The organism is Paenibacillus sp. FSL H7-689, from assembly GCF_000517905.1.
Lineage (GTDB): Bacteria > Bacillota > Bacilli > Paenibacillales > Paenibacillaceae > Paenibacillus > Paenibacillus amylolyticus.
This window is the reverse complement of the sequence record NZ_ASPU01000021.1, coordinates 201,588-223,074: the sequence shown is the minus strand read 5'-3', so window position 1 is coordinate 223,074 and position 21,487 is coordinate 201,588. Positions and strand designations below refer to the sequence as shown.

Genomic DNA, 21,487 nt, shown 5'->3' with positions numbered 1-21,487 from the left:
GGTATGGATTGGAACGGGACGCATTCAACCGTGGCCCCATAAGGATGGGAACGAGGATTTTTTTTGAGAACACCTCGAAACGTTTCGATTGACATCCATCGCTATGATATGTATAAAGATTAATAAACGATAATGAAGGATTTAGTGGTTGTTCTAACCATGTATCGTATAGAATGTAGATAACCTTGAATTTGTTTTAGTTTAGAAGGAGCGAACGTGGAATGGCAACGATTAAGGATGTGGCAAAGCTGGCAGGTGTAGCACTCTCGACTGCTTCCTATGCGCTGAGCGGGGATAGCAAGGTTAGTGCCAAGACCAAGGCTAAAGTGCTTGAGGCAGCACGAGAACTGAATTACCGCAAGAACGGCTTTGCCATGGACCTGAAACGGAGCCGGACAAACACGATAGCTTTGATCTTGACCGATCTGTCGGGCCCATATTACTCGGAATTGATCCGTAGTGTACAGGATGTAGCCCTCGCGAACGGGTATGACCTGATTGCGTGCAGCTCCATGGGTGGACGGGATTCAACGGCAGTGCGATTTTTGCGTGAAAAAAGAGTAGATGGAGCCATCATTCTGGCGCATAACATCCATGATGATATTCTGGTGGAATCTGCCGGTCATCGTTTTCCGATCATTGTGATGGATCGTCAACTGTCGAGCGACCACCTGGTCAACGTGCTGGTGGATGGAGAGCAGGGCGGTTACCTTGCTACCCGCCACCTGATTCAGGCAGGACATCAGAAGATTGCTTATATCAGTGGTCCATCCAACTCGTATGACAACGCGCTCCGTTACCAAGGGTATCTGCGAGCGATGCGGGAAGCGGGGCTTGAAGAAAAGTCCAAATGGCGTCTGAACGGTAATTTTGTACGTGAGGGCGGATACAGTGCAACCAAAATGATGATCATGCAGGGCGAGCTTCCCTCAGCGGTATTTTACGGTAACGATGAGATGGCGATTGGTGGCTTGAAAGCATTGGAAGAGCGTGGTGTATCGGTGCCGAATGATATTTCTGTGATCGGTTTTGATGATATTCAGTTGTCCGAATATGTGCATCCACCGCTGACAACGATACGCCAGCCGAAGCATGAAGCCGGGTCGCTCGCCGGACATCTGTTATTCCAGATGCTCAATGGCGAAGCGGTTGACCCTTCATATACGTTAACGATTAATATGATCGAGCGAAGCTCTGTACGTTCGGTTTAGACCGAGTCTGAACAACAAAGAACTGCCTGCATGCTGAAGTGAAAGTTTAATGATGGGGTTATCGTCCGGACGGGCTGTAAAAAGCCGGTTTGAAGAGGCCCCTATTCTTTTTCAGATTTATCGAAACGTTTCGATTTTAACTAATTCAAGGAGTGAACCTTATGACAACGATGATTAATGAACCGATCCGGTTAAGTGCCGGAGAGTTATCCTTTACCTTTTTGAACAGTGGCGACCTATACCAGGCTACATCCGGTACAACGATGTTAAACCAGTTGCTCAGCAACCAGATTGATGGATCATTGAACAACCTGTATCTGCGTGTACATGAGGGAGAGAATATCAGCTCGTTCCCGTTGCTCGGTGTACATTCGAACAGCAAGGTGATTACAAGCAAGGCACAATCCAGCAACCAGTTGATCTGGGAGGGAACAGTCCAGCTGGAAGGTAGCGAAAAAGGCATTGGCTATCAGGTCGTATTTACGGCTACACCTCAAGGTGTATGGTTCTGGGATGTGAAGCTCACAGGACAACAACATAACGTAGACGTGGTATACGGACAGGATGTTGGGCTTGCAGATCCAGGTGCGGTACGCAGCAATGAAGCTTATCTGTCACAATACATTGACCATACGGTGTTTGAAGATGAAGCGAAAGGTTATGTGGTGTGTTCCCGTCAAAACCAGCCTCAGGGCGGCGTATTTCCTTATATGCAACAAGGTTCCATGACCAAAGCAGTCGGTTACTCCACAGATGGATTCCAATTCTTCGGTCTGTCGTACAAGGAAACGAATCAACCAGAGAGCTTGAATCGCCCAACGCTGGCGAATGAGACGTATCAGTATGAATTTGCCTACACGGCGCTGCAATCTGAACTGCTGAATCTGAACGGAGAAGCACAGGTAGTCTTTTATGGACTAGCGAAGCCTAATCATGCCGAAGGAATCTCTGCACTGGAATTCGGAGATGAAGTTACAGCAGCATGGAATGAAGTACAGGCTCTGACTGTGGAAAACGGCGATACGTTGGAACAGGTGAAACTGTCCTCCTTCCTGGGTGAACCACTGGTTACGCTTGATCTGACACAAGATGAGATTCATGATCTGTTCCCTGATCGTCATCAGGAAGAGCACAGCGGTGAGAAACTGTTATCCTTCTTCACAGGCAGCTATGAACATATCGTTCTGAAAGCAAAAGAATTGCTCGTAGAGCGTCCGCACGGTCACATATTGATGAGTGGTGGCAACGTGCAACTTGGAGCACAGGTTATTACGACAACATCGTATATGTACGGTATTTTTAACTCACAACTCGTTATTGGTAACACCAATTTTAATAAAATGATCAGTAATGCTCGCAATGCATTAAACGTGCCGAAAACGGCGGGACAACGCATTTATGTGGAAATGGACGGACAATATCGTCTGCTGACGATGCCTTCCCTGTTCGAGATTGGCTTCAACTATGTACGTTGGATCTACAAAACGGAATCCGATACGATCATCGTGACGAACTATACAGGGGCACATACTACCGAAGTGAGCATGAACGTACGCTCCACAAGTGGCACAGCATACCGTTACCTGGTAACAAACCAGATTACGATGAATGTGAATGAATACGAGTATCCACTGCATATGACGCAGGATGGCGATACTTTGATCTTCAAGGCTGATCCACAAGCGATTAGTGCAGGGACGTACCCAGATCTGCAATACCGCATGTTGGTGGATGGCGCAGCTGTGAATGTAGGGGACGAAACGTTGCTGGCAAGTGGTATCCGCAGTGGTTCCGCATCACTGGTTACGCTTAGTCTGGAAGCAAGTGCTGAATGGACGCTGAAGGTACAAGGGGTATTGGAAGGCCAAGCGGACAGCGGAGTGGTAGCAGGTTCAAGTCTTACGTTTGAAGAGGAAGTGCAGGCATACCGCGAGTTCTTCGCAGGTGTGATGAACGGGTTCCGTTTGTCCCGTGGCGAAGGTCAGAGTGCAGAGGATCTGTTCAAAGTAAATGCGCTGGCTTGGTGGTACACCCACAACATGCTGGTTCACTACTCCGTGCCTCACGGTTTGGAGCAGTATGGCGGCGCGGCTTGGGGTACACGGGATGTGTGCCAAGGTCCGGTGGAGTACTTTATGGCTACGCAAAAATATGAGCAAGTTCGCGATATCATCAAAATGGTCTACACTCACCAATACGAAGATGATGGCAACTGGCCGCAATGGTTCATGTTTGATAAATACTTTGCGATTCAACAGGAAGAGAGCCATGGCGATATCATCGTATGGCCGTTGAAAGTATTGGCGGACTACCTGACAGCGACTCGCGACTATGCAATCCTGGATGAGAAAGTACCTTATACCGTCAAGCATAGCTTCGGGTTCACGGAAGAGACGGCAACTGTACTGGATCACGCGAAAAAAGAGATTGAATATATCCGTTCGCACTTCCTGCACGATACGTTCCTGTCTTCCTACGGCGATGGTGACTGGGATGATACGCTCCAACCAGCCAATGCACAGTTGAAGCAATACATGGTGAGCAGTTGGACGGTGGCATTGACGTATCAGTCCGTGAATGTGCTCTCGCAAGCGCTGAAATTCAAGGATGCGGACTTTGCACAGGAGCTTGACATGCTGGCTCAAGGCATCCGTGAGGACTTTAACCGTTACATGCTGGGCACAGATGTGATTCCAGGTTTTGTATACATGGAAGAAGCGGACCAAGCGAAGCTGATGCTTCATCCAACAGACACAGAGACAGGCATTCAATATCGACTGTTGCCAATGACGCGCAGCATGATCGGTGAATTGCTGAATGCGGAGCAAGCAGAATCGCATTATGCCTTGATCCGTGAGCAGTTCCTATGCCCGGATGGCGTGCGTCTGATGAATCGTCCAGCTCAATATGCTGGTGGTGTAAGCACACACTTCAAACGTGCAGAGCAAGCGTCCAACTTCGGACGTGAGATTGGTTTGCAATATGTGCACGCCCATATCCGTTACGTGGAAGCGATGGCGAAGCTGGGTAAGACAGATCAGGTGTGGAATGGTCTCGCGATGATCAACCCGGTTGGTATCGGCGAGGTTGTACCTAACGCGGAGATTCGCCAAGCGAACTCATACTTCAGTAGTTCGGACGGTAAGTTTAATACGCGTTACGAGGCACAGGAGCATTTTGACCAGCTTCGTAAAGGGACTGTACAAGTGAAAGGCGGATGGAGAATCTACTCCAGCGGCCCTGGAATCTACATGAACCAGCTGATCTCCAATGCGCTTGGCATTCGTCAAGAGGGCGGCGATCTGGTCATTGACCCGGTATTGCCAGCTGAGCTGAACGGCATGCAATTCGAATTCGAGTATGCGGGTGAGCCAGTGACGTTCATTTATCACTTGAACGAAGGTGCTGTGAGCCGTGTAGCGGTGAATGGCAAAGACATTCGTACTGAGCGTACAGCGAACCGTTACCGTCAAGGCGGAGTAAGCATCTCACTGGATGAGTTCAGACAAGCACGCAGTGCAACTGAGCGTACGGTTGTTGATATCTATATGTAATTTCATAGCATGATGTACACCAAGGTCATCCTCCTTTAATCAAGGCGGGATGGCCTTTTTGGCATATGCTCATAATCCACTAGCGCAGCGGGACCGCCAGCAACGTGTACAACAGCTCATTATGCCGCACATGCTTGGTTACATAGCCCTGTTGTTCCAGCCAGCTGCATAGCTCACCCAGCAGAGGGAAGTGACGCTCGCGTAAGGCGCGCAGCTGTTCCTCGTGTCCTGTGGTTTCTGCCTGCCGAATATAGGAATCACGGTGAGTCGCATCAACAAACATCAGATCCGTTAGACCGATACGTCCACGCGAGGTTAATACCCGCTGCATCTCCTGTAAAGCCAATAGTTGCTGATCTGGACTTAGATGATGGAAAGCAAAGCTGGATACAACAAAGTCGAAGGAATGATCGGTAAAAGGCAACGCCAGAAAATTACCAAGTTTCACATGCATCTCAGGATATTTGGTACGACATCTGCGTAGCATCTCCCGGGATTGGTCGATTGCAGTCATGTCTGCGCCGTGCTGTAGCAGTTTCCCAGCCAGATTACCTGTGCCTGTACCAATATCAAGTCCTTTCTCACCAAGGGCGGGAGAGATCCAATGAGCTGTCTGTTCGAGCGCTTCGTCATAGTTGTGATACAGATAAAAGGAAGACTGTACCGTATCATTGGAATCGCCCGGCGTGGAATGACCTGCATTATGGTTTGGATGTGAAACTTCATTCTCATCGCTTATAGGCGAGGGGTTGGCCGAATGATGCCTGTCCTCTGAATTGGGGTGTTCAGTACTGACTCTGCCTTCTGCCTGCACTCGCTGATCATGGATGGCTGCCTGCATGTCATAATTCCACCGATCATGCCAGTTCTGCCGTGCTTCACGCAGGCGACGGGCACTGTCTGCGAGATCGTGCAGATGGCTGACATCCAACGGGCCGTCCTGACGATTCAGGTCAATCATGCGCTGGGTTGTATCCATCATACGTTTGAGCTCAATCCACTGGGCATACATGACGGCCTGTTGCAGCTCCAGATATTCTTCCAGCCGCTGCTGATTCCCTTGATCAATCTCTCCGAGCGCATGTGTAATATCCTGTAGCGACATGCCAATCTCACGCAGCGCAGCAATGGTCTGAAGCCGCCAGATATCATTCTCCGTATAGGTACGATACCCGTTACTGGACTGTTTGGCGGGGAGAATTAATCCTTTTTCCTCATAAAAACGAATGGCTCTCGCCGATATACCAAGCCTGCTTGCTGCCTCTTTGATGTTCATCATGCATCCCCCTCCTTATCGAATCAGTATAAACCATGACGTTACGGCAAGGTTAAGTGTTTATTTCATTTTGCGAAAAGGTTCAATACCGAGTGGAATTTTAGTCAAAGCTGAGGCTATGCTACAATATATAGAACAAAAAACTTAAATAGTGGAGTAAACGAACAATGTCTTCCTATTCCTAAGTTTCTCAACGTTCTGAACTCTCTTAACTTTCCCGACGTTGTAACGCACAGCGTTGTCGACTATAGCACGAAAGGTTGAATCATTATGCTTACCAGCCATACATTTACGATTCGTCCATCCGAGATTAAAGATGCATCCCAGCTAATGGAGTTGGATGCCCTGGTATGGGACAAATACACCTCTCCTGCACCGATGCAATGGCGTTCCAGACAACAATATCTGCAGCATTGCCCGCCAGGCAGTCAATTGATTGCGGTGCAGGGAGAGCGGGTATGTGGTTATGTGGGCTTTAATCCAGCCACAGGTATGCCCGTCAACCGTCATGTCTACGAGATTCATATTGCGGTTCATCCTCATGATCGGCGTTGTGGCATTGCCACAGCTTTAATGGATGCCATTAAGCAGCATGCGGCCCAACAAGGCGTTCGCAAGCTCAGGCTGCGTGTACTTTCCAGCAATCCGGGAGCGATTACGTTTTATACACAGTGTGGATTTGTGACGGAAGGCAGGCTGGTGTCCGAGTTTTATATTGGAGACAAGTATGTGGACGATATTCTTATGGGTTATTTTATCCAGACCAAATAGAAACTAGCTGAGGAGGAGGAACAACGATGGACATGGGACTTCAAGGTAAAAAAGCACTGGTGCTGGCTTCCAGTCGCGGGCTGGGCAAAGCCGTAGCCGCTCAATTGGCAGCAGAAGGTGCTGACGTCATGCTTGCCAGCCGGAGCGAAGAAAAGCTCGCAGCAGTGAAGCAGGAGCTTCTGGCGCTTGGTGTTGGCGGACGTGTGGAATATTGTGCAACCGATGTGACACGCAAGGAAGATATTGAGGCTCTGATTCACAAGACAGCAGAAATGTTTGGACAGATTGATATTCTGGTGAACAATTCGGGTGGCCCGCCATCGGGTTCATTTGAGTCACTGACGGATGAAGATTGGGAACGTGCATTTGAATTAAATGTGCTCAGTTATGTAAGGCTGATTCGCGGTGCTCTTCCTTATATGAAAGAAAGCGGAGGACACATTGTGAATATCGCTTCAACTTCGGTGAAACAGCCCATACCGGGTCTGATGCTGTCCAATACGTTCCGTACCGGCGTGTTTGGATTGGCGAAGACCTTGTCTCAAGAGCTTGCTCCATACGGAATTTTGATCAACACGGTGGCGCCAGGACGTATTGCAACAGACCGTATACGTGAGCTGGATGCAGCACGGGCTGAGCAGAATGGAATCAGTGAGGAAGAGGTATCTGACCAATTCCGTAAAGAGATTCCACTGGGCCGTTATGGTCAACCAGAGGAGTTTGCCAAAGCGGTGGTGTTCCTGTTATCCGGGGCCAATACGTACATTACCGGAACCTCATTGATTGTGGATGGTGGCATGGTCCGAGCACTCTAAAAGTCATGGATGCAATAAAATACCCTCTGTCACCACATTACGTGGAGATCGAGGGTATTCGTGTTGATCCATTATGTTGGGAGAGATCACTCCGATTTATTATGTAGGCGAATTAGCGCAAGAGTTCCCATTCATGCTGAAGCATGCCGTACACCGCATGATTCACGTAACCTTTAGGCAGTTTCTCTGCCTGACGAATGACACCCTCGAGAACAAATCCGAGTCTTTCAGGGATAGCACGACTCCGTTTGTTATTCGTTGCCGAGCGAATCTCGACGCGATTCAGATCCAGGGTCACCAGAGCATAATCAACCAGAACGCGACAAGCGCTTGTCATCAAGCCCTGACCCTCAAAGCCTTTTCCAAGCCAATATCCGATGCTTACCGAGCGGTTGGTCCAGTTAATCTCGTGGAATCCAATGACGCCGGCTAGATCCCCTTTTGACCATACTCCGGCGGTGAATCCGCCATTCTCGGCACCTTGTTTTAACGCGTTGGTAATGAAGTTCGAGGTGTGTTCCACTTCTGTCACATGGTCCACCCACGGCAACCAATGTCTCAGCTGATCCCGCGAGCGATCCGTCAGTTCGAACAGCGGTTTGGTATGTTCCATGGCTAGTGGCCGGAGTTCGGTATATTCATCCAATGAATAGGTAAACATGAATGCAACCTTCTTTCTTTGTATAGTGTTGTTCAAAAAAGTCCACTTTTGATTACGAATTATGCCTAGCGGCATTATTAGCATCGAATATGAAAACCAGATTTTTTGAACACGTATTTGTAGTGGATTAACGGGAAGTCTTGGGTAACTTTTGCTCCAGTGCAAACAGGTCTTCTTCCATTGAGGCCATGCGTTGATTAACCGTTGTGCGTGCGTCACGGAGTGCCTGATTATATATGTAGGGAGCGAGCTGCGTCATGAACAGGTCGAGGACACCCCAAGCGGCCAGATCGCCGAGTTCTTCGCCACGTTCCTCTTCGAAATACGACTGGATGGTGCGAATGGCTTCATCCTGCTGTTCTTTGGTCAGTTTAAGCGAGTTCGATGGAATGGGAAACCCTCCCTTTAATTTGTTTTTACTATTATGCTACATGATTCGAGCGAACCCGTCAAAATGGTTTAGGGCCTATTTATGCACGGCTTATCCTGACTTTGGTGCCGTTCTTTATTGAACTCCTCCCCCGTTAAAGGTATATTTAAATGAAACGCGTACGAAACTTTCCAAGAAAATAGTTTTTTTCAGGAAATGACTTCGTTATTAAGGAATTATAGCCGGAATTGCTGCAATTCCCTAAGGCTCCAATCCATTCATGAAAGGTTTGATACCTGTGGACAATCGTACAACCCCACCTAACTTTATCAAAAATATTATTACCGAAGATCTCCGGTCTGGGAAAGTCCAGGAAGTTATTACCCGTTTTCCTCCGGAACCGAACGGTTATCTGCATATCGGCCATGCCAAGGCGATCTGGATTAACTTTACGCTGGGCGGCGAATTTGGCGGCAAAACGAATCTGCGCTTTGATGACACGAATCCGGTCAAGGAAGATGTAGAGTATGTTCAATCGATTCAGGAAGACGTGAAATGGCTCGGATACGAGTGGAACGAGAAACGTTTTGCCTCGGATTATTTTGACGAGATGTACAACCGTGCTGTCTTGTTGATTAAAAAAGGTAAAGCCTACATCGACGACCAAAGCGCCGACGAAATCCGTGAAATGCGCGGAACGCTGACGGAGCCGGGTAAGAACAGCCCGTACCGTGATCGTTCAGTGGAAGAGAATCTCGACTTGTTCACACGTATGCGTGCAGGTGAATTCAAGAACGGAGAGAAAGTGCTGCGTGCCAAGATCGATATGTCTGCACCAAATATCAATCTGCGCGATCCGGTTATTTACCGGATTTCTCATGCACATCATCATAACACGGGCGACAAATGGTGTATCTATCCAATGTACGCCTTTGCTCACCCGCTTGAAGATGCAATTGAAGGTGTAACGCATTCCCTCTGCTCTCTGGAGTTCGAGGATCAACGTCCATTCTACGATTGGGTTATTGCCGAGTGTGAGATGGAGAACCAACCGCATCAATATGAATTTGGTCGCCTGAATCTGTCCCAGATGGTAACAAGCAAGCGGAAGCTGAAGCTGCTCGTAGATGAAGGACATGTGGATGGATGGGATGATCCACGTATGCCAACGATTTCCGGTCTGCGCCGCCGGGGTTATACACCGGAAGCTATTCGTGATTTTGTATATGAGACAGGCATCTCCAAAAACTATGGAGTTATCGACCTGCAAACGCTGGAGCACTTTGTACGTGAAGACTTGAAACTGAAAGCTCCGCGTACGATGGCTGTCCTGCATCCGCTCAAAGTGGTCATTACCAACTACCCTGAAGGGCAAGTGGAATGGCTTGAAGCAGAGAACAATGTGGAGAACCCAGAGATGGGTAATCGCCAAATTCCGTTCTCCCGTGAGATTTATATCGAACAAGACGATTTCATGGAAAATCCGCCGAACAAATATTTCCGTTTGTTCCCTGGCAACGAAGTTCGTCTGAAACATGCATACTTCATCAAATGTAACGATGTGATCAAAGATGCAGAAGGCAATGTGACTGAGATTCATTGTACCTATGATGTGGAGACAAAGAGCGGCAGTGGCTTCACTGGCCGTAAAGTCAAAGGAACAATCCACTGGGTAGAAGCGACTCAAGCGGTACCTGCTGAATTCCGTCTGTATGAGCCGTTGATCCTGGATGAAGCACCAGAAGCAGAGGTCGAAGTGACAGTAGCTGGGGCTGAAGCTGAGGTTGTGGAAGAGCAACCGGAGAAAACGTTCCTGGATCAACTGAACCCGAACTCACTTGAGATTGTTAATGGGTATGTGGAACAAGAGATGAAGGAAGCAAACGCTCAGGATAAATTCCAATTCTTCCGTCACGGTTACTTTAGTGTAGATCCAAAACATTCCGAGCCAGGACGTCCGGTATTTAACCGGGTCGTATCCCTGAAAAGCTCATTCCAACTGCCGAAGGCGTAATGTGAAGCGCATAGGTAGGACGATAGGTTAGCAGTAAACTTAAATCTATGAACGTAAAAGGCGTCTCCAGGGCAATAAGCCAATGGAGACGCCTTTTTCTTGTGCACCTGAAATTGCTAAAGAAGATTGTACTGGTACAAGTCCTGGTTATGCGTGGATACACAAAAAATAATTATTAATACAACGGGATACTTAAATGAACATTTTTCCAACTTTCGACGTTTAAGTTAATGTGAACAATAATTTCAAGGAGGAATCAAGATGAAGCGATTTGTTTCTTTATTGTTGATGTTAACTTTAGCTGTCTGTGTAGGCTCTGTTGCCTCTGCTGCTTTGGACCAATCCCTAATGGATCTACCTTTTAAGGAACGTGCGGCGAATGTGTACAATTCATCACTAAAAAAAGTTGAACTAAGTGTCATAAAGGATGGAAAGGCAACAAAAACAACTTATAAATCCATTTATATCCCAGTGAAAGATGTTTTTAAACGATCTGGAGCAACGTTTAAATGGGATGGAAAGAAAAAAATCACCACGATTAAAAATGAAGGACAAGAACTGATTCTTAATTTCTCTGGCAAAGAAATCACAGCGGGTAACAATCAAGTTGTGCTCCCTCAAGAGTGGGTACAATTGAAAAACGGGGTCTCGAGTATGGATGCATTTGTCTTAGCATATATTTTTGAACTCTCGACTGATGACTCCGATCAAGAAAGAGTAGACTGGAAAGAGAAACTGAATTTCTTGGATATCAAAGGTACAACCGGTTTTCCAGGATTAGATAAGTATATGCATGTGTTTGTTCAGTTTAATGATTAGTTAAAATCTATAGAGAAACTAGCATCATATTCATATTATGATAGAACGAACTACAGCTCCGCTTTATCCCCGGATTTTACCCTTTGAAAAGGGAATCAAAAAAATCCGGGGATAACAGCGATCGAAAGATTCTTCTGTCCTCGTAGTGCTCCAGTGGAAATCTTTTTCAACTTTTTCTAACAAAAGATTATCTGTCCTCATCCATATTGCCCATCTCCGTCAACACAACCGGCTGATAGCCGTTACGTCGATTCGATAACCACATGATGCTAAATCCAACAGCGCCGATGAGCGAGAAGAATACGCCAATGCTATACATGATTTCTGCACCGAAGCTCTGGAACAACCAGCCGCCGAACAGACCGGCAATCACGCCGGAGAGACCTCCCCAGGCCATCGTATAGACCGCTTGACCGGAAGAACGATAAGGTCTTGGAATGAACAGCATGGTCAGTTGCGTACCCACATAGAAGTACCCACCAAACGTAATGGAGTGCATCAACTGAATGAATACAATCTCCAGTGGGTTGTTAGCCATTGCCATGAGCTGCCAGCGAAGTGCAAACAGCACACTGATCAGAATGAGAGATGCCAGGAGCATGCTCATTTTGCGTTTGAGTAAACGGTCGAGCAGCAGGAATACGCCGACTTCGAGAATGGATGAGGTGAAGATGGCCCAGCCGACCATCTGTTTATCGCCACCCATCTCTACTATGTATAGTGACATAAAAGTACTGTTCATGGCATTAGGCACCGATACGAGTACACCCAGGCCGATAAATGCCATAAAATACGGATTGAACATGACTTTGCCAAACCGCCGAAAAGTAACCACCGGTGTATCCGAAGCGATCGGCTGTCTGGGTAGAAATACGGATAATACAAAGGCGGTGGCAATCATGCACGCAAATATAATGGATACACTGCCGATGCCAAAACGGTCAATGAGCGGTCCGGCTGCGACGGCAGTCAGCGCCCAACCGAGTGAACCCCAGAGCCGGAATGATCCGAATTTCTGGGTTGTACCATCGATATATCCAAGAATCAGACTGTTCGTTTGAGCAAATAATGGACTTTGAAAAAAATAAAAGAAAATCATGGCTACATAGATCCATGTATAAGTGGGCGCATAGAATACACCCTGGGCGAGCACAAATGTGCCTCCCATCATAATCATCAGAATGATGCGAATGTTGCGAGATTTATCGCTCCAGAAACCCCAGAACGGGTTGGCAAACAAGGATACAAAGGGTCCAATCGCCATGAGACTGCCAATCTCCAGTTTGGTCATACCAATCTCTTGCAGATACAACTGCAGGAATCCGGCGAAGATGGAGATGGCTCCATATATGAAAAAGTTATATAGTTTCAGAGAAACCAATGAGGGATTGCCTCTTGAAGGTGCAGGTCTGTCCAATTAAGCCATTCCTTTCAAATGCATATTGTTCAATGTATCATTTGTTGAAAGGGGATTCAATGCATAGCGAACGTTTTGAAATTGATGTAGTCAAACACATATCGTTACCAGGAGGGAGGATAACAACATGAACACGCGTGAATGGACAGGCATCATATTGGCAGGAGGATTATCCAGCCGCATGGGGACCAACAAAGCCATGTTGGAACTGAACGGTTCCGTTGTACTGCAACATGTCACAAAGGCCATGAGACCCGCCGTATCCCGTATCATCGTGGCTGCCGGACCCAATGTGACAACTTACGGTGCAATGGGCTACGACTGCGTTCAGGATCACTATCCGGGGAAGGGGCCACTCGCCGGTCTTCACGCAGCGCTGGAAGCTTCCGATACAGACTGGAATCTGGTATGCGCCTGCGATATGCCGCTCCTGCAAACGTCCTTTTTTGATGGGATAAAAAAGCTGGCCGAGTCGCATGACTCTTATTCTGCTATCGTTCCACGCGTGGATGGACATGTCCACCCTCTTGCAGGGGCTTACCACATACGAGTGCTCCCTGATCTGGAGCAGCGTCTGATACAGGATCATCTTCGAGTCATGCGATGGCTTGAAGAGATCGGTTGCTGTTATGTCGAAGCGGAAGAGCTTGAAAGAGCGGGCGTTCATCAAGTAGCGATGCAAATGAGTAATATGAACACGCCGGAAGAGTACGAGCGTATCCGTAATCAAGATTCTGGACTCGATTCCGATCTGTAGGATACAGGAGCGCCTGATGTATCTGCATGATGATTGCGATATTGAAGTGGGCTTTGGCCTGTCCAACGTTTGAATTGTCTGCTGAAATGGGACAGATGGGTGTAACCGAGCTTCCACGCAATTTCACCGAGCGACAGCTCTGGCTGTTCGATCAGTACTTTGGCCTCCTGCAACTTCAAGCTGGACAGGTAAGCCCTGGGCGATCGCCCGTACACCTTGCGAAAGACCTGTAGACCATATCCGGGGCTGATGCCAAACGAAGATATAATCTGCTCTACTTTGACCGTGGATACACTGCTTTCCTTGGTTCGAAGCTGGGCATGGAATGCCTGCTTGATCGCCTCCGCTATAGCTCCCGCATAATGCATGGCTGTTGGAGCTGGTGCATGTGAAGCAGCAACGGAAGTGGTGGACTCCGGTTCATTGTCAGCGGCTTGGGACAACAGGGCGAACAGTTCAAACATGCGGGCCTGCATGATCATTTTATCAGTGGACGTGTAGGCTTCAGATACGTTAATCATCCCCATCCAACTCTCCAGCACAACGCGCATCTTCTTATTATCAGCCGTACCTGCTGCGTAGATTCGGCTGTGCTGTGACATCAGCTTCAGGGTGAAGACCGGATCATCCACATTAAAGTGAGCGCTAAAATAAGTCATGCCTTCCGTGGATACACATTGATTTGTATGTTTGAACCCGGGAGGAATGAGAAGAATGGAACCTTCCTCCACGGTATAGGTATAACCATGAATCACACTCTCCTGCGTACCTTCGATGATCAACATAATCTCAAAGCCCGGATGTGATTCCTCCGGCATCGCCCATCCATAGGGTACTTGTTGGCTGTGCGCACCATAGAATTTGATGTTACTGTCGATAATAGGCAGCCAGTGGGCCAGCGTATGGTGAGGCATTTCTCGGAGCTGTGATCGGATATCCATCATATTCACCTCGGAAAAGGGTAAAAACAACTTGCCTTATACAATCGGCACCCGTAGTATACTTCATTATAATCAGTTTAACGCAAGCATGGATAATCCATTGAATACATCAGCGTTTGAAGTGGTTGCTGAACAATCCAAGTTCTTCAACCGACATTAATGTAAACGCTACCATTATGGATTGGAATATGTCAACTCTTGCACACGTCAAGATCATTATATTTTCCACCTAAAAAGGAGATTAAATCATGGACAAATTATTATATGGCGTAGCTTACTATGATGAATATATGCCTTACGAAAGATTGGACAAAGACATTCAGATGATGAAGGATGCAGGGATTAACGTGGTCCGCATTGCAGAATCAACCTGGAGTACCCATGAACCGCAGAATGGTGTATTTGACTTCTCTTCCGTAGACCGCGTGTTGGATGCCATGCATGAGGCAGGGATTCAGGTTATCGTTGGCACACCAACGTATGCTGTTCCAACGTGGATGGTCAAGGAACATCCGGACGTTCTGGCTACAACCTCACAGGGACCTGGCAAATATGGCGCAAGACAGATCATGGACATTACACATCCAACCTATCTATTCTATGCCGAGCGGATCATCCGCAAGCTGATCTCTCGGGTAAGCACACATCCAGCGGTCATCGGTTATCAGACAGATAACGAGACGAAGCATTACAATACGGCCGGAGATAATGTACAACTGCAATTCGTCAAATACATGCGGAACAAGTTCAGTTCTCTGGATGAACTCAACAAGGAATTTGGCCTCGACTACTGGAGCAATCGAATCAATAGCTGGGAAGACTTCCCGTCTGTTGTAGGAACGATTAACGGCAGTCTGGGCGCTGAGTTTGCCAAGTTCCAGCGTCTGCTGGTAACCAATTTTTTGGCTTGGCAAGTGGGGATCGTGAATGAATACAAACAGGAAGGACAGTTTGTTACCCAGAATTTTGACTTCGATTGGCGTGGATATTCCTACGGCATTCAAGGGGATGTGGACCATTTTGCCGCATCGAAACCTTTTGACATCACCAGTGTGGACATCTACCATCCTTCCCAGGATGATCTGACCGGCATTGAGATTTCATTCGGCGGGGATGTGGCGCGTTCGACCAAACAATCGAATTATCTGGTACTGGAGACCGAAGCGCAGGCGTTCTGGCATTGGGTTCCCTATCCGGGACAGCTGCGTTTGCAGGCATTCAGTCATCTGGCATCAGGAGCGAACATGGTCGCTTACTGGCACTGGCACTCGTTGCACAATTCGTTTGAGACGTACTGGAAAGGATTGCTCAGTCATGACTTTGAACCGAATCCGGTGTATAACGAAGCGAAGACCATTGGCAGGGATTTCGCCCGGCTTAGTCCGCAGCTCGTGAATCTGAAGAAAAAGAATCGAGTGGCTGTGCTGTTCAGCAATGAGGCACTGACATCCATCAAGTGGTTTGGTTTTAACTTCACCAGTGACAAGAACTACAATGACGTGGTGCGCTGGATGTACGATGAATTGTATAAAATGAACATTGGCTGTGACCTCATCGACCCATCGGTTGAGAGTTATGCGGAGTATGACGTACTCGTTGTACCTGCTCTGTATGCTGCTTCGGATGCACTGTTGGAAAAATTAAATCAATTCGTACAGGATGGCGGACATATCGTCTACTCGTTCAAAAGTGGATTTGCAAATGAGCATATCAAGGTACGCTCTACCCGCCAGCCCGGGCTAATTAGTGAGGCATGCGGGATCAGCTATAACCTTTTTGTAGAGCCGAAACATGTGTCACTGCGCGATGATCCATTCAAGGTTGGTGAGGAGCAGAACCAGGTTCACACCTGGATGGAACTGATTACGCCGACAACGGCTGAAGTACTCGCTTGGTATGATCATCCACATTGGGGTGAATATGCGGCAATTACCCAGAATGCCTATGGAAAAGGGAAAGCAACCTATGTCGGATGTTATACCAGTTCTGCGGTGATCCGTAAGGTGTTGGAACGTGTCATGAAGGAAGCGGGCGTATGGGGAGCGGATCAGGAGCTGGCTTTTCCGATCATTGTGAAGACAGGTGTGAACGATCAAGGGAACACGATTCGCTATTATTTCAATTATGCAGGTGAGGCAACATCCTTCGTAAATGCTTATGGAAAAGGGACGGAACTTCTGGCAGGAACCCCGATTGCTGCTGGAGAGAAGATCGAACTGGAGCCATGGGGCATACGGATTGTCGAACAATAATAGAAAATAATAGAGTAGGCAATGGATGTTGAACTATAAATTTACACAAAAACGGAGATGACAGAAATAACCTAACGAAGCGAAGCGTGCGCCTTTATCCCCGGATTTTCCCTTTTCAAAAAGGGAATCAGAAAAAATCTGGGGATAACAGCGATCGAAGGTTGTTCTGTCATCGAAGTATCCATGTAAATAGCATTAGTTGTAACATTTCCAAACGAATATAAAGACCAAAGCGCCCTCAGCTTCCATGCTGGGGCGTTTGTCTATTTTAGCTTAGGAGTGGATGCGCTGTGTTTACCGAATGTTATCGGAAGCTGATAGATCCTTTCAAACGCAGCATTCGCAATAAATTGATTCTTACCATGACGCTGCTGGCCGTTCTGCCCGTCATTGCCATGACCGCTATGGCTGCTGAGAATACCCGCTCTTCCATGGAAGAGGAGATTATGGAGACCAACCGAGCCAATATGAACTGGGCCTCCATCTATCTGGGTGAACAGTTCGCGCGCATGAACAACATTATCTATTCGATTCAGATCAGTGACGAATTGCATCAATATCTGGCGTTGAACGAGGAAGCGCCGGCGGCCAGCCGATTCGATGAACAGAAGGCCATGTTCAATATGCTGAACAGTGTATACTATTCTGCTGGCAATTATGTATTTGGCGTTGAACTGTACCTGAAGGAATTGGACACCTTGTTCACCTTCAACTCGATGGATTCTCGCATCAAAGCGGTATCGGAAATACCGGAAGGATATCATGAGCTTTTTGCACAACATAAAGATTTTACGATTATCAATGATCCGGACGATCCGCAAAAGTTTCACATGACCCGCAGCATGAACCGCTTCGAGGATCAGGCACAGATCGGGGCCATCAGTCTGGAGGTCAAGTGGGCTGAGTTCAACCAGACCTTGGAGCTGCTGGATAGCCGGGGTGACTATGCGGTATACATTGCTGACAGCACGGGGAGTCCGGTCTATCAGCCAAACCAAGATATTCAGCCTTCAGCGGAAGCACTGGAGAAATTGGCAAGCACAAAAGAAAGTTCGGGTTTCATTCGTACAGCCAAGGAATACGTATTTTTTCATTCCATTGAGCCGTCAGGACTGCGTGTGATCAAGATTGTACCTGCCCACGTCATTAATGAAAGTGCCTTGGAAACGATGAAATATGGACTGGTTGTGGGTGGCCTGGCAACCGTCATTTCTGTGGGAATAGCTGGGTTCGTGGCCTGGCGTACATCAAAGCCCATTGTCAGACTGGCAAATTCCATGAAGGGTATCCAGCTGATCAAGGACAGGGAAGTGGTACGAAGCGGTCGGGTAGATGAGATTGGTCTGCTGGAGAAAAATCTGCACGGCATGGCTAGTCGTATTCGGGAACATATTCGCGACAACTACCTGATGAATCTGGAGAAGCAGACGGCCGAGCTCAAAGCACTGCAATCCCAGATCCATCCGCATTTCCTGCAAAATACACTGCAGATGATTGGCGGCATGGTCTACTCGCAAAAACCGGCAGACAGTTACAAGGTCATTCGAGCCTTAAGCGAGATGTTTCGTTATATTGTGCGAGCGCCGGATGGACTGGTGCCCCTGCAGTCTGAACTCGATCAGTTGGAGCATTATATGCTGATTCAGAAGCAACGTTTTGCCGGCAGGCTTGAATATACACTGGAAATCACCGGAGAACTTCGGGCGTGTTATATCCCCAAGTTGTCTTTGCAACCCATTGTGGAGAATGCATTTTTGCATGGTCTGGAGAAGAAACAGGGCGAGTGGAAGCTGGGTATTAAGGTCGTCTGTGAACCTACAGATGTAACCATTCGAATTTGTGATAACGGCGTGGGTATGGATGCTGAGAGACTAACGGAGATGCGGTCCAGACTGGAGCGGCTTACCCGGCAGGCAGATCGGGTGTGGAGTTCAGGTACAAGTATTGGACTGGTCAATGCGGCCTCACGAATGGTAATGCATTTTGGACCTGAATATGGGATGAGCATGGAAAGTGAATACGGACAGGGGACAAGCGTTACGGTACGAATCCCCTGCAATACAGGAGGCGAAGCCTTGTGAACAAGGAACTGTACCGAGTGCTGTTGGTGGATGATGAACCGTGGAACCGGGATATTTTGCGTAACCTGGGAGATTGGAATGAACTTGGCATGACCGTTGCAGGTGAGGCAGAGGATGGCGAGCAGGCCATTCAACTGGTCAAGCAGCATCAGCCTCACATTATCATTACGGACATGCGCATGCCCGGCACAGACGGTGTGGAGCTGCTACATACGCTGAGCGGACAATACCCACAGATCAAGGTGATCGTGGTGAGCGGATATGATGACTTCAATTATGCAAAACATGCGATCCGGCATCGGGCTGCAGATTATCTGCTCAAACCGGTGAATCCGGATGAACTGAATGGTGTACTTGCTAAATGTGCAAAGGAATTGGAAAAGGTTGAATCAGCACCTGAATCATGGGAATCGTACCCATCTTCGTTCGCAGGTGAGTTCTCCCTGTTTCAGCAGCAGGCTCGCCTGCGGTTTAATGACCTGAACGGTCAGAGTCTGCGTGAGTGGTTCCAGCAATTACAGCAGAAGCTGGAACGATGCGAGATTAACAGACCTCGGCAGCTTGGAAGGGTGGCTCATGAATTACAGGCTTTGCTGGATGAGTTGTGCGTCTCCAATGGCTTGTACGAGCGGCCCGAAGCAACGGCGCTACCTCCTGCGGCTGCACTGGCTTCCATTGAATCCACGATCGCATGGATTTCGACTCCATACTACCAGGCTTTGGAGCAGCTGATTGCGCAGCGTAAATTCAAGAACAAGCTGAACCTGAATGAGGTGAAGCAATACATTGAGCAGCACTGTATGGAGATGATTACGCTGGAGCAGCTCGCCCAGATCTTTTTTGTCAGCAAGGAATATCTCAGCAAGGTATTCAAGAAAGAGTATGAGGTGAACGTAACCGACTATGTTATCCAATTACGTATGACGAGAGCGAAAGAATGGGTGATGGATGAACAGATTCCGTTCAAGCATGTTGCCGAGATGGCGGGTTATGAAGATGTGTCCTACTTCTATCGTGTTTTCAAGAAGCATTTCGGAGTTTCCCCAGGGGAGATGCGTAAGGGACAGCCTCGTATGTCAGGCAATTCAGCCAGTAGGACGGAATGAGTCGTTTGATAGAGCATTTTCGGCAGGATTAAGGTTTAAAATAATCCAATACACAAGTCTAATTTTGTCCAATGAAGCGCTTTCATTTACTGATATATAATGAGCCTATGAAAGACAAACCAGTTACACACCGGGAGGTCATAAGAGATGAAAGTATGGAAAAGCGTAGCAAGTGCGGTACTGGTCAGTGTTCTGCTCGCAGGTTGCGGCTCCAATGCAGGAACGGAAAATGGGCAGGAGGAATCGGCGTCAGGCAGCACGGTATCACTCAAAGTATTCGTTGCACAACCTCGGCTGAAAGAACATTACGATAAATATATAGAACAGTTCAAAGCCAAGGAGAAAGCAGAGAAAAACATTGAGGTGAACGTGCAACTGGAGATGCCGCCAGCGGACAATGCGCCTCAGATTCTGAAGACACGACTCGCCTCCAATGATGCACCGGATGTGTTCGCCCTACATGCAGTCAATGAGATTCCACCATTCAGCAAAGCTGGATATCTGGAAGACCTCTCGGGCCAACCTTTTGTCGATAAGCTGCTGGATTCGGTTAAACCTTCCATAACGGATGCGGAGGGTAAAATCGTAGCTATTCCATTGGAAACAGTATCATGGGGCTATCTGTACAATAAAGATATTTTTGAAGAGCAAGGGCTGGAAGTGCCAACGACGTTAACAGAAATGAAAGCGGTCGTGGAGAAACTCAAAGCAGCCAACATTACACCGTTTGAACTGTCCTACAAAGAAGCCTGGATTCCGCAATTATTCCTGCCACTTACCGTGGGTGCATTAACTCAGTCTGAGCACAAAGACTTCGTGGAGAAGATGAATCAGGATCAGGGCTCCTTCTCCGATATGAAAGCATTGTTTGATATCTTTGATCTCGTCAATGCCAATGGAACGGACAAAGCGCTGGAAGTGGGCGGTGATGATGGTTCAGCAGCCTTCGCATCAGGAAGCGCCGCGATGTGGATTCAGGGACCCTGGTTTGCCGAGACCATTCTGAAGTCCAACCCGGACTTGAACTTTGGTGTAGCACCAATGCCGATCAATGACAATCCGGATGATACCAAAATCAATCTGAGCACCTCCACTTCACTGGCAGTATCGTCATCTAGCAAAAACAAAGAAGTGGCACTCGATTTTGTGAACTACATTCTCGATGACAAGGATTCAAGTGCATTCTTCGAAGCACTCAAGTTCAATCCGATTGCCAAAATCCATGACTTCAAGAGCTTCCCGTGGGTAGACGATGCCCAGAAATATGTAAGTGAAGGTAAAGCTTATGAGGACCCATCCCTCCCTCAAGCGGTGAAAGACGAGTCAGGCAAAGCGTTGCAAGGCTACTACTCTGGGCAATTAAATCAACAGCAGGTTATCGATGCGCTCGACAAGGCGTGGAAATCCTACAACAAAGTCAACAAGTAAGGAGCTGTGAGGAA

The 21,487-nt window shown here is 47.7% G+C and carries 16 protein-coding genes; 11 read left to right on the top strand and 5 right to left on the bottom strand.

All coding sequences use genetic code 11. From position 1 onward, the window contains the following. Nucleotides 1–221 precede the first annotated feature (221 nt). Together C170_RS18405 and C170_RS18400 are read left to right on the top strand one after the other, a co-directional pair. The gene (locus C170_RS18405) at nucleotides 222–1,211 is read left to right on the top strand and encodes a LacI family DNA-binding transcriptional regulator (RefSeq protein ID WP_036612705.1); all 990 of its coding nucleotides are present in this window, start codon (nucleotides 222–224) and stop codon (nucleotides 1,209–1,211) included. Between the two features lie 161 nt (nucleotides 1,212–1,372). Continuing rightward, entirely contained in the window at nucleotides 1,373–4,765 is a 3,393-nt protein-coding gene (locus tag C170_RS18400) for a GH36-type glycosyl hydrolase domain-containing protein (protein ID WP_036612703.1), read from the top strand. Between the two features lie 79 nt (nucleotides 4,766–4,844). On the opposite strand, the gene C170_RS18395 is transcribed toward C170_RS18400, so the two are convergent. After that, complete coding sequence (locus C170_RS18395; RefSeq protein ID WP_051447276.1) at nucleotides 4,845–6,044, bottom strand: methyltransferase domain-containing protein; 1,200 nt, start codon at nucleotides 6,042–6,044, stop codon at nucleotides 4,845–4,847. Between the two features lie 267 nt (nucleotides 6,045–6,311). Between C170_RS18395 and C170_RS18390 the strand changes: the two genes are divergently transcribed. Further along, nucleotides 6,312–6,812 (top strand): GNAT family N-acetyltransferase, encoded by a 501-nt coding sequence (locus C170_RS18390; protein WP_036612701.1) that lies wholly within the window; start codon nucleotides 6,312–6,314, stop codon nucleotides 6,810–6,812. Between the two features lie 26 nt (nucleotides 6,813–6,838). Next, nucleotides 6,839–7,627, top strand: a complete 789-nt coding sequence (locus C170_RS18385; protein WP_036612699.1) for an SDR family oxidoreductase — start codon at nucleotides 6,839–6,841, stop codon at nucleotides 7,625–7,627. A 112-nt stretch (nucleotides 7,628–7,739) separates the two neighbouring features. Here C170_RS18385 and C170_RS18380 read toward each other — a convergent pair whose 3' ends face one another. Together C170_RS18380 and C170_RS30475 are read right to left on the bottom strand one after the other, a co-directional pair. Then, entirely contained in the window at nucleotides 7,740–8,288 is a 549-nt protein-coding gene (locus C170_RS18380) for a GNAT family N-acetyltransferase (protein WP_036612698.1), read from the bottom strand. Nucleotides 8,289–8,415: 127 nt separating this feature from the next. Continuing rightward, the gene (locus C170_RS30475) at nucleotides 8,416–8,658 is read right to left on the bottom strand and encodes a DUF2164 domain-containing protein (protein ID WP_244988428.1); all 243 of its coding nucleotides are present in this window, start codon (nucleotides 8,656–8,658) and stop codon (nucleotides 8,416–8,418) included. Between the two features lie 280 nt (nucleotides 8,659–8,938). On the opposite strand from C170_RS30475, the gene C170_RS18370 reads away from it, so the two are divergent. After that, nucleotides 8,939–10,672 carry a glutamine--tRNA ligase/YqeY domain fusion protein gene (locus tag C170_RS18370; protein WP_036612693.1) on the top strand — a complete coding sequence of 578 codons (1,734 nt, stop codon included), beginning with the start codon at nucleotides 8,939–8,941 and terminating at the stop codon, nucleotides 10,670–10,672. A 261-nt stretch (nucleotides 10,673–10,933) separates the two neighbouring features. Continuing rightward, nucleotides 10,934–11,491, top strand: a complete 558-nt coding sequence (locus C170_RS18365; RefSeq protein ID WP_036612690.1) for a stalk domain-containing protein — start codon at nucleotides 10,934–10,936, stop codon at nucleotides 11,489–11,491. Between the two features lie 187 nt (nucleotides 11,492–11,678). Here the strand turns inward: C170_RS18365 and C170_RS18360 are convergent, their stop codons facing one another. Then, on the bottom strand, nucleotides 11,679–12,872 hold the full coding sequence (locus C170_RS18360; RefSeq protein ID WP_036612688.1) for an MFS transporter: 1,194 nt from the start codon (nucleotides 12,870–12,872) through the stop codon (nucleotides 11,679–11,681). A 163-nt stretch (nucleotides 12,873–13,035) separates the two neighbouring features. On the opposite strand from C170_RS18360, the gene mobA reads away from it, so the two are divergent. Continuing rightward, entirely contained in the window at nucleotides 13,036–13,665 is a 630-nt protein-coding gene (mobA, locus tag C170_RS18355) for a molybdenum cofactor guanylyltransferase (RefSeq protein WP_051447275.1), read from the top strand. Here the strand turns inward: mobA and C170_RS18350 are convergent. After that, a complete protein-coding gene (locus C170_RS18350; protein ID WP_327196646.1) occupies nucleotides 13,635–14,609 on the bottom strand; it encodes an AraC family transcriptional regulator in 975 nt (324 codons plus the stop codon). The two genes, mobA and C170_RS18350, sit on opposite strands and share 31 nt — an antisense overlap. A 245-nt stretch (nucleotides 14,610–14,854) precedes the next feature. Between C170_RS18350 and C170_RS18345 the strand changes: the two genes are divergently transcribed. From C170_RS18345 to C170_RS18330, 4 genes are all read left to right on the top strand, one after another. Next, nucleotides 14,855–16,858 carry a beta-galactosidase gene (locus tag C170_RS18345; protein ID WP_036612686.1) on the top strand — a complete coding sequence of 668 codons (2,004 nt, stop codon included), beginning with the start codon at nucleotides 14,855–14,857 and terminating at the stop codon, nucleotides 16,856–16,858. Between the two features lie 290 nt (nucleotides 16,859–17,148). After that, nucleotides 17,149–18,939 carry a sensor histidine kinase gene (locus C170_RS18340; protein ID WP_036612684.1) on the top strand — a complete coding sequence of 597 codons (1,791 nt, stop codon included), beginning with the start codon at nucleotides 17,149–17,151 and terminating at the stop codon, nucleotides 18,937–18,939. Beyond that, a complete protein-coding gene (locus C170_RS18335) occupies nucleotides 18,936–20,045 on the top strand; it encodes a response regulator (protein WP_235200796.1) in 1,110 nt (369 codons plus the stop codon). Before C170_RS18340 ends, C170_RS18335 begins: the two co-directional genes overlap by 4 nt. A gap of 147 nt (nucleotides 20,046–20,192) precedes the next feature. Next, entirely contained in the window at nucleotides 20,193–21,473 is a 1,281-nt protein-coding gene (locus C170_RS18330) for an ABC transporter substrate-binding protein (protein ID WP_036612682.1), read from the top strand. Nucleotides 21,474–21,487 lie beyond the last annotated feature (14 nt).

Excerpts from the sequence above, each read along its gene's own strand:
- C170_RS18405 (WP_036612705.1), top strand. The coding sequence starts at position 222 with ATGGCAACGATTAAGGATGTGGCAAAGCTGGCAGGTGTAGCACTCTCG.
- C170_RS18400 (WP_036612703.1), top strand. The coding sequence starts at position 1,373 with ATGACAACGATGATTAATGAACCGATCCGGTTAAGTGCCGGAGAGTTA.
- C170_RS18395 (WP_051447276.1), bottom strand. The coding sequence starts at position 6,044 with ATGATGAACATCAAAGAGGCAGCAAGCAGGCTTGGTATATCGGCGAGA.
- C170_RS18390 (WP_036612701.1), top strand. The coding sequence starts at position 6,312 with ATGCTTACCAGCCATACATTTACGATTCGTCCATCCGAGATTAAAGAT.
- C170_RS18385 (WP_036612699.1), top strand. The coding sequence starts at position 6,839 with ATGGACATGGGACTTCAAGGTAAAAAAGCACTGGTGCTGGCTTCCAGT.
- C170_RS18380 (WP_036612698.1), bottom strand. The coding sequence starts at position 8,288 with ATGTTTACCTATTCATTGGATGAATATACCGAACTCCGGCCACTAGCC.
- C170_RS18370 (WP_036612693.1), top strand. The coding sequence starts at position 8,939 with ATGAAAGGTTTGATACCTGTGGACAATCGTACAACCCCACCTAACTTT.
- C170_RS18365 (WP_036612690.1), top strand. The coding sequence starts at position 10,934 with ATGAAGCGATTTGTTTCTTTATTGTTGATGTTAACTTTAGCTGTCTGT.
- mobA (WP_051447275.1), top strand. The coding sequence starts at position 13,036 with ATGAACACGCGTGAATGGACAGGCATCATATTGGCAGGAGGATTATCC.
- C170_RS18350 (WP_327196646.1), bottom strand. The coding sequence starts at position 14,609 with ATGATGGATATCCGATCACAGCTCCGAGAAATGCCTCACCATACGCTG.
- C170_RS18345 (WP_036612686.1), top strand. The coding sequence starts at position 14,855 with ATGGACAAATTATTATATGGCGTAGCTTACTATGATGAATATATGCCT.
- C170_RS18330 (WP_036612682.1), top strand. The coding sequence starts at position 20,193 with ATGAAAGTATGGAAAAGCGTAGCAAGTGCGGTACTGGTCAGTGTTCTG.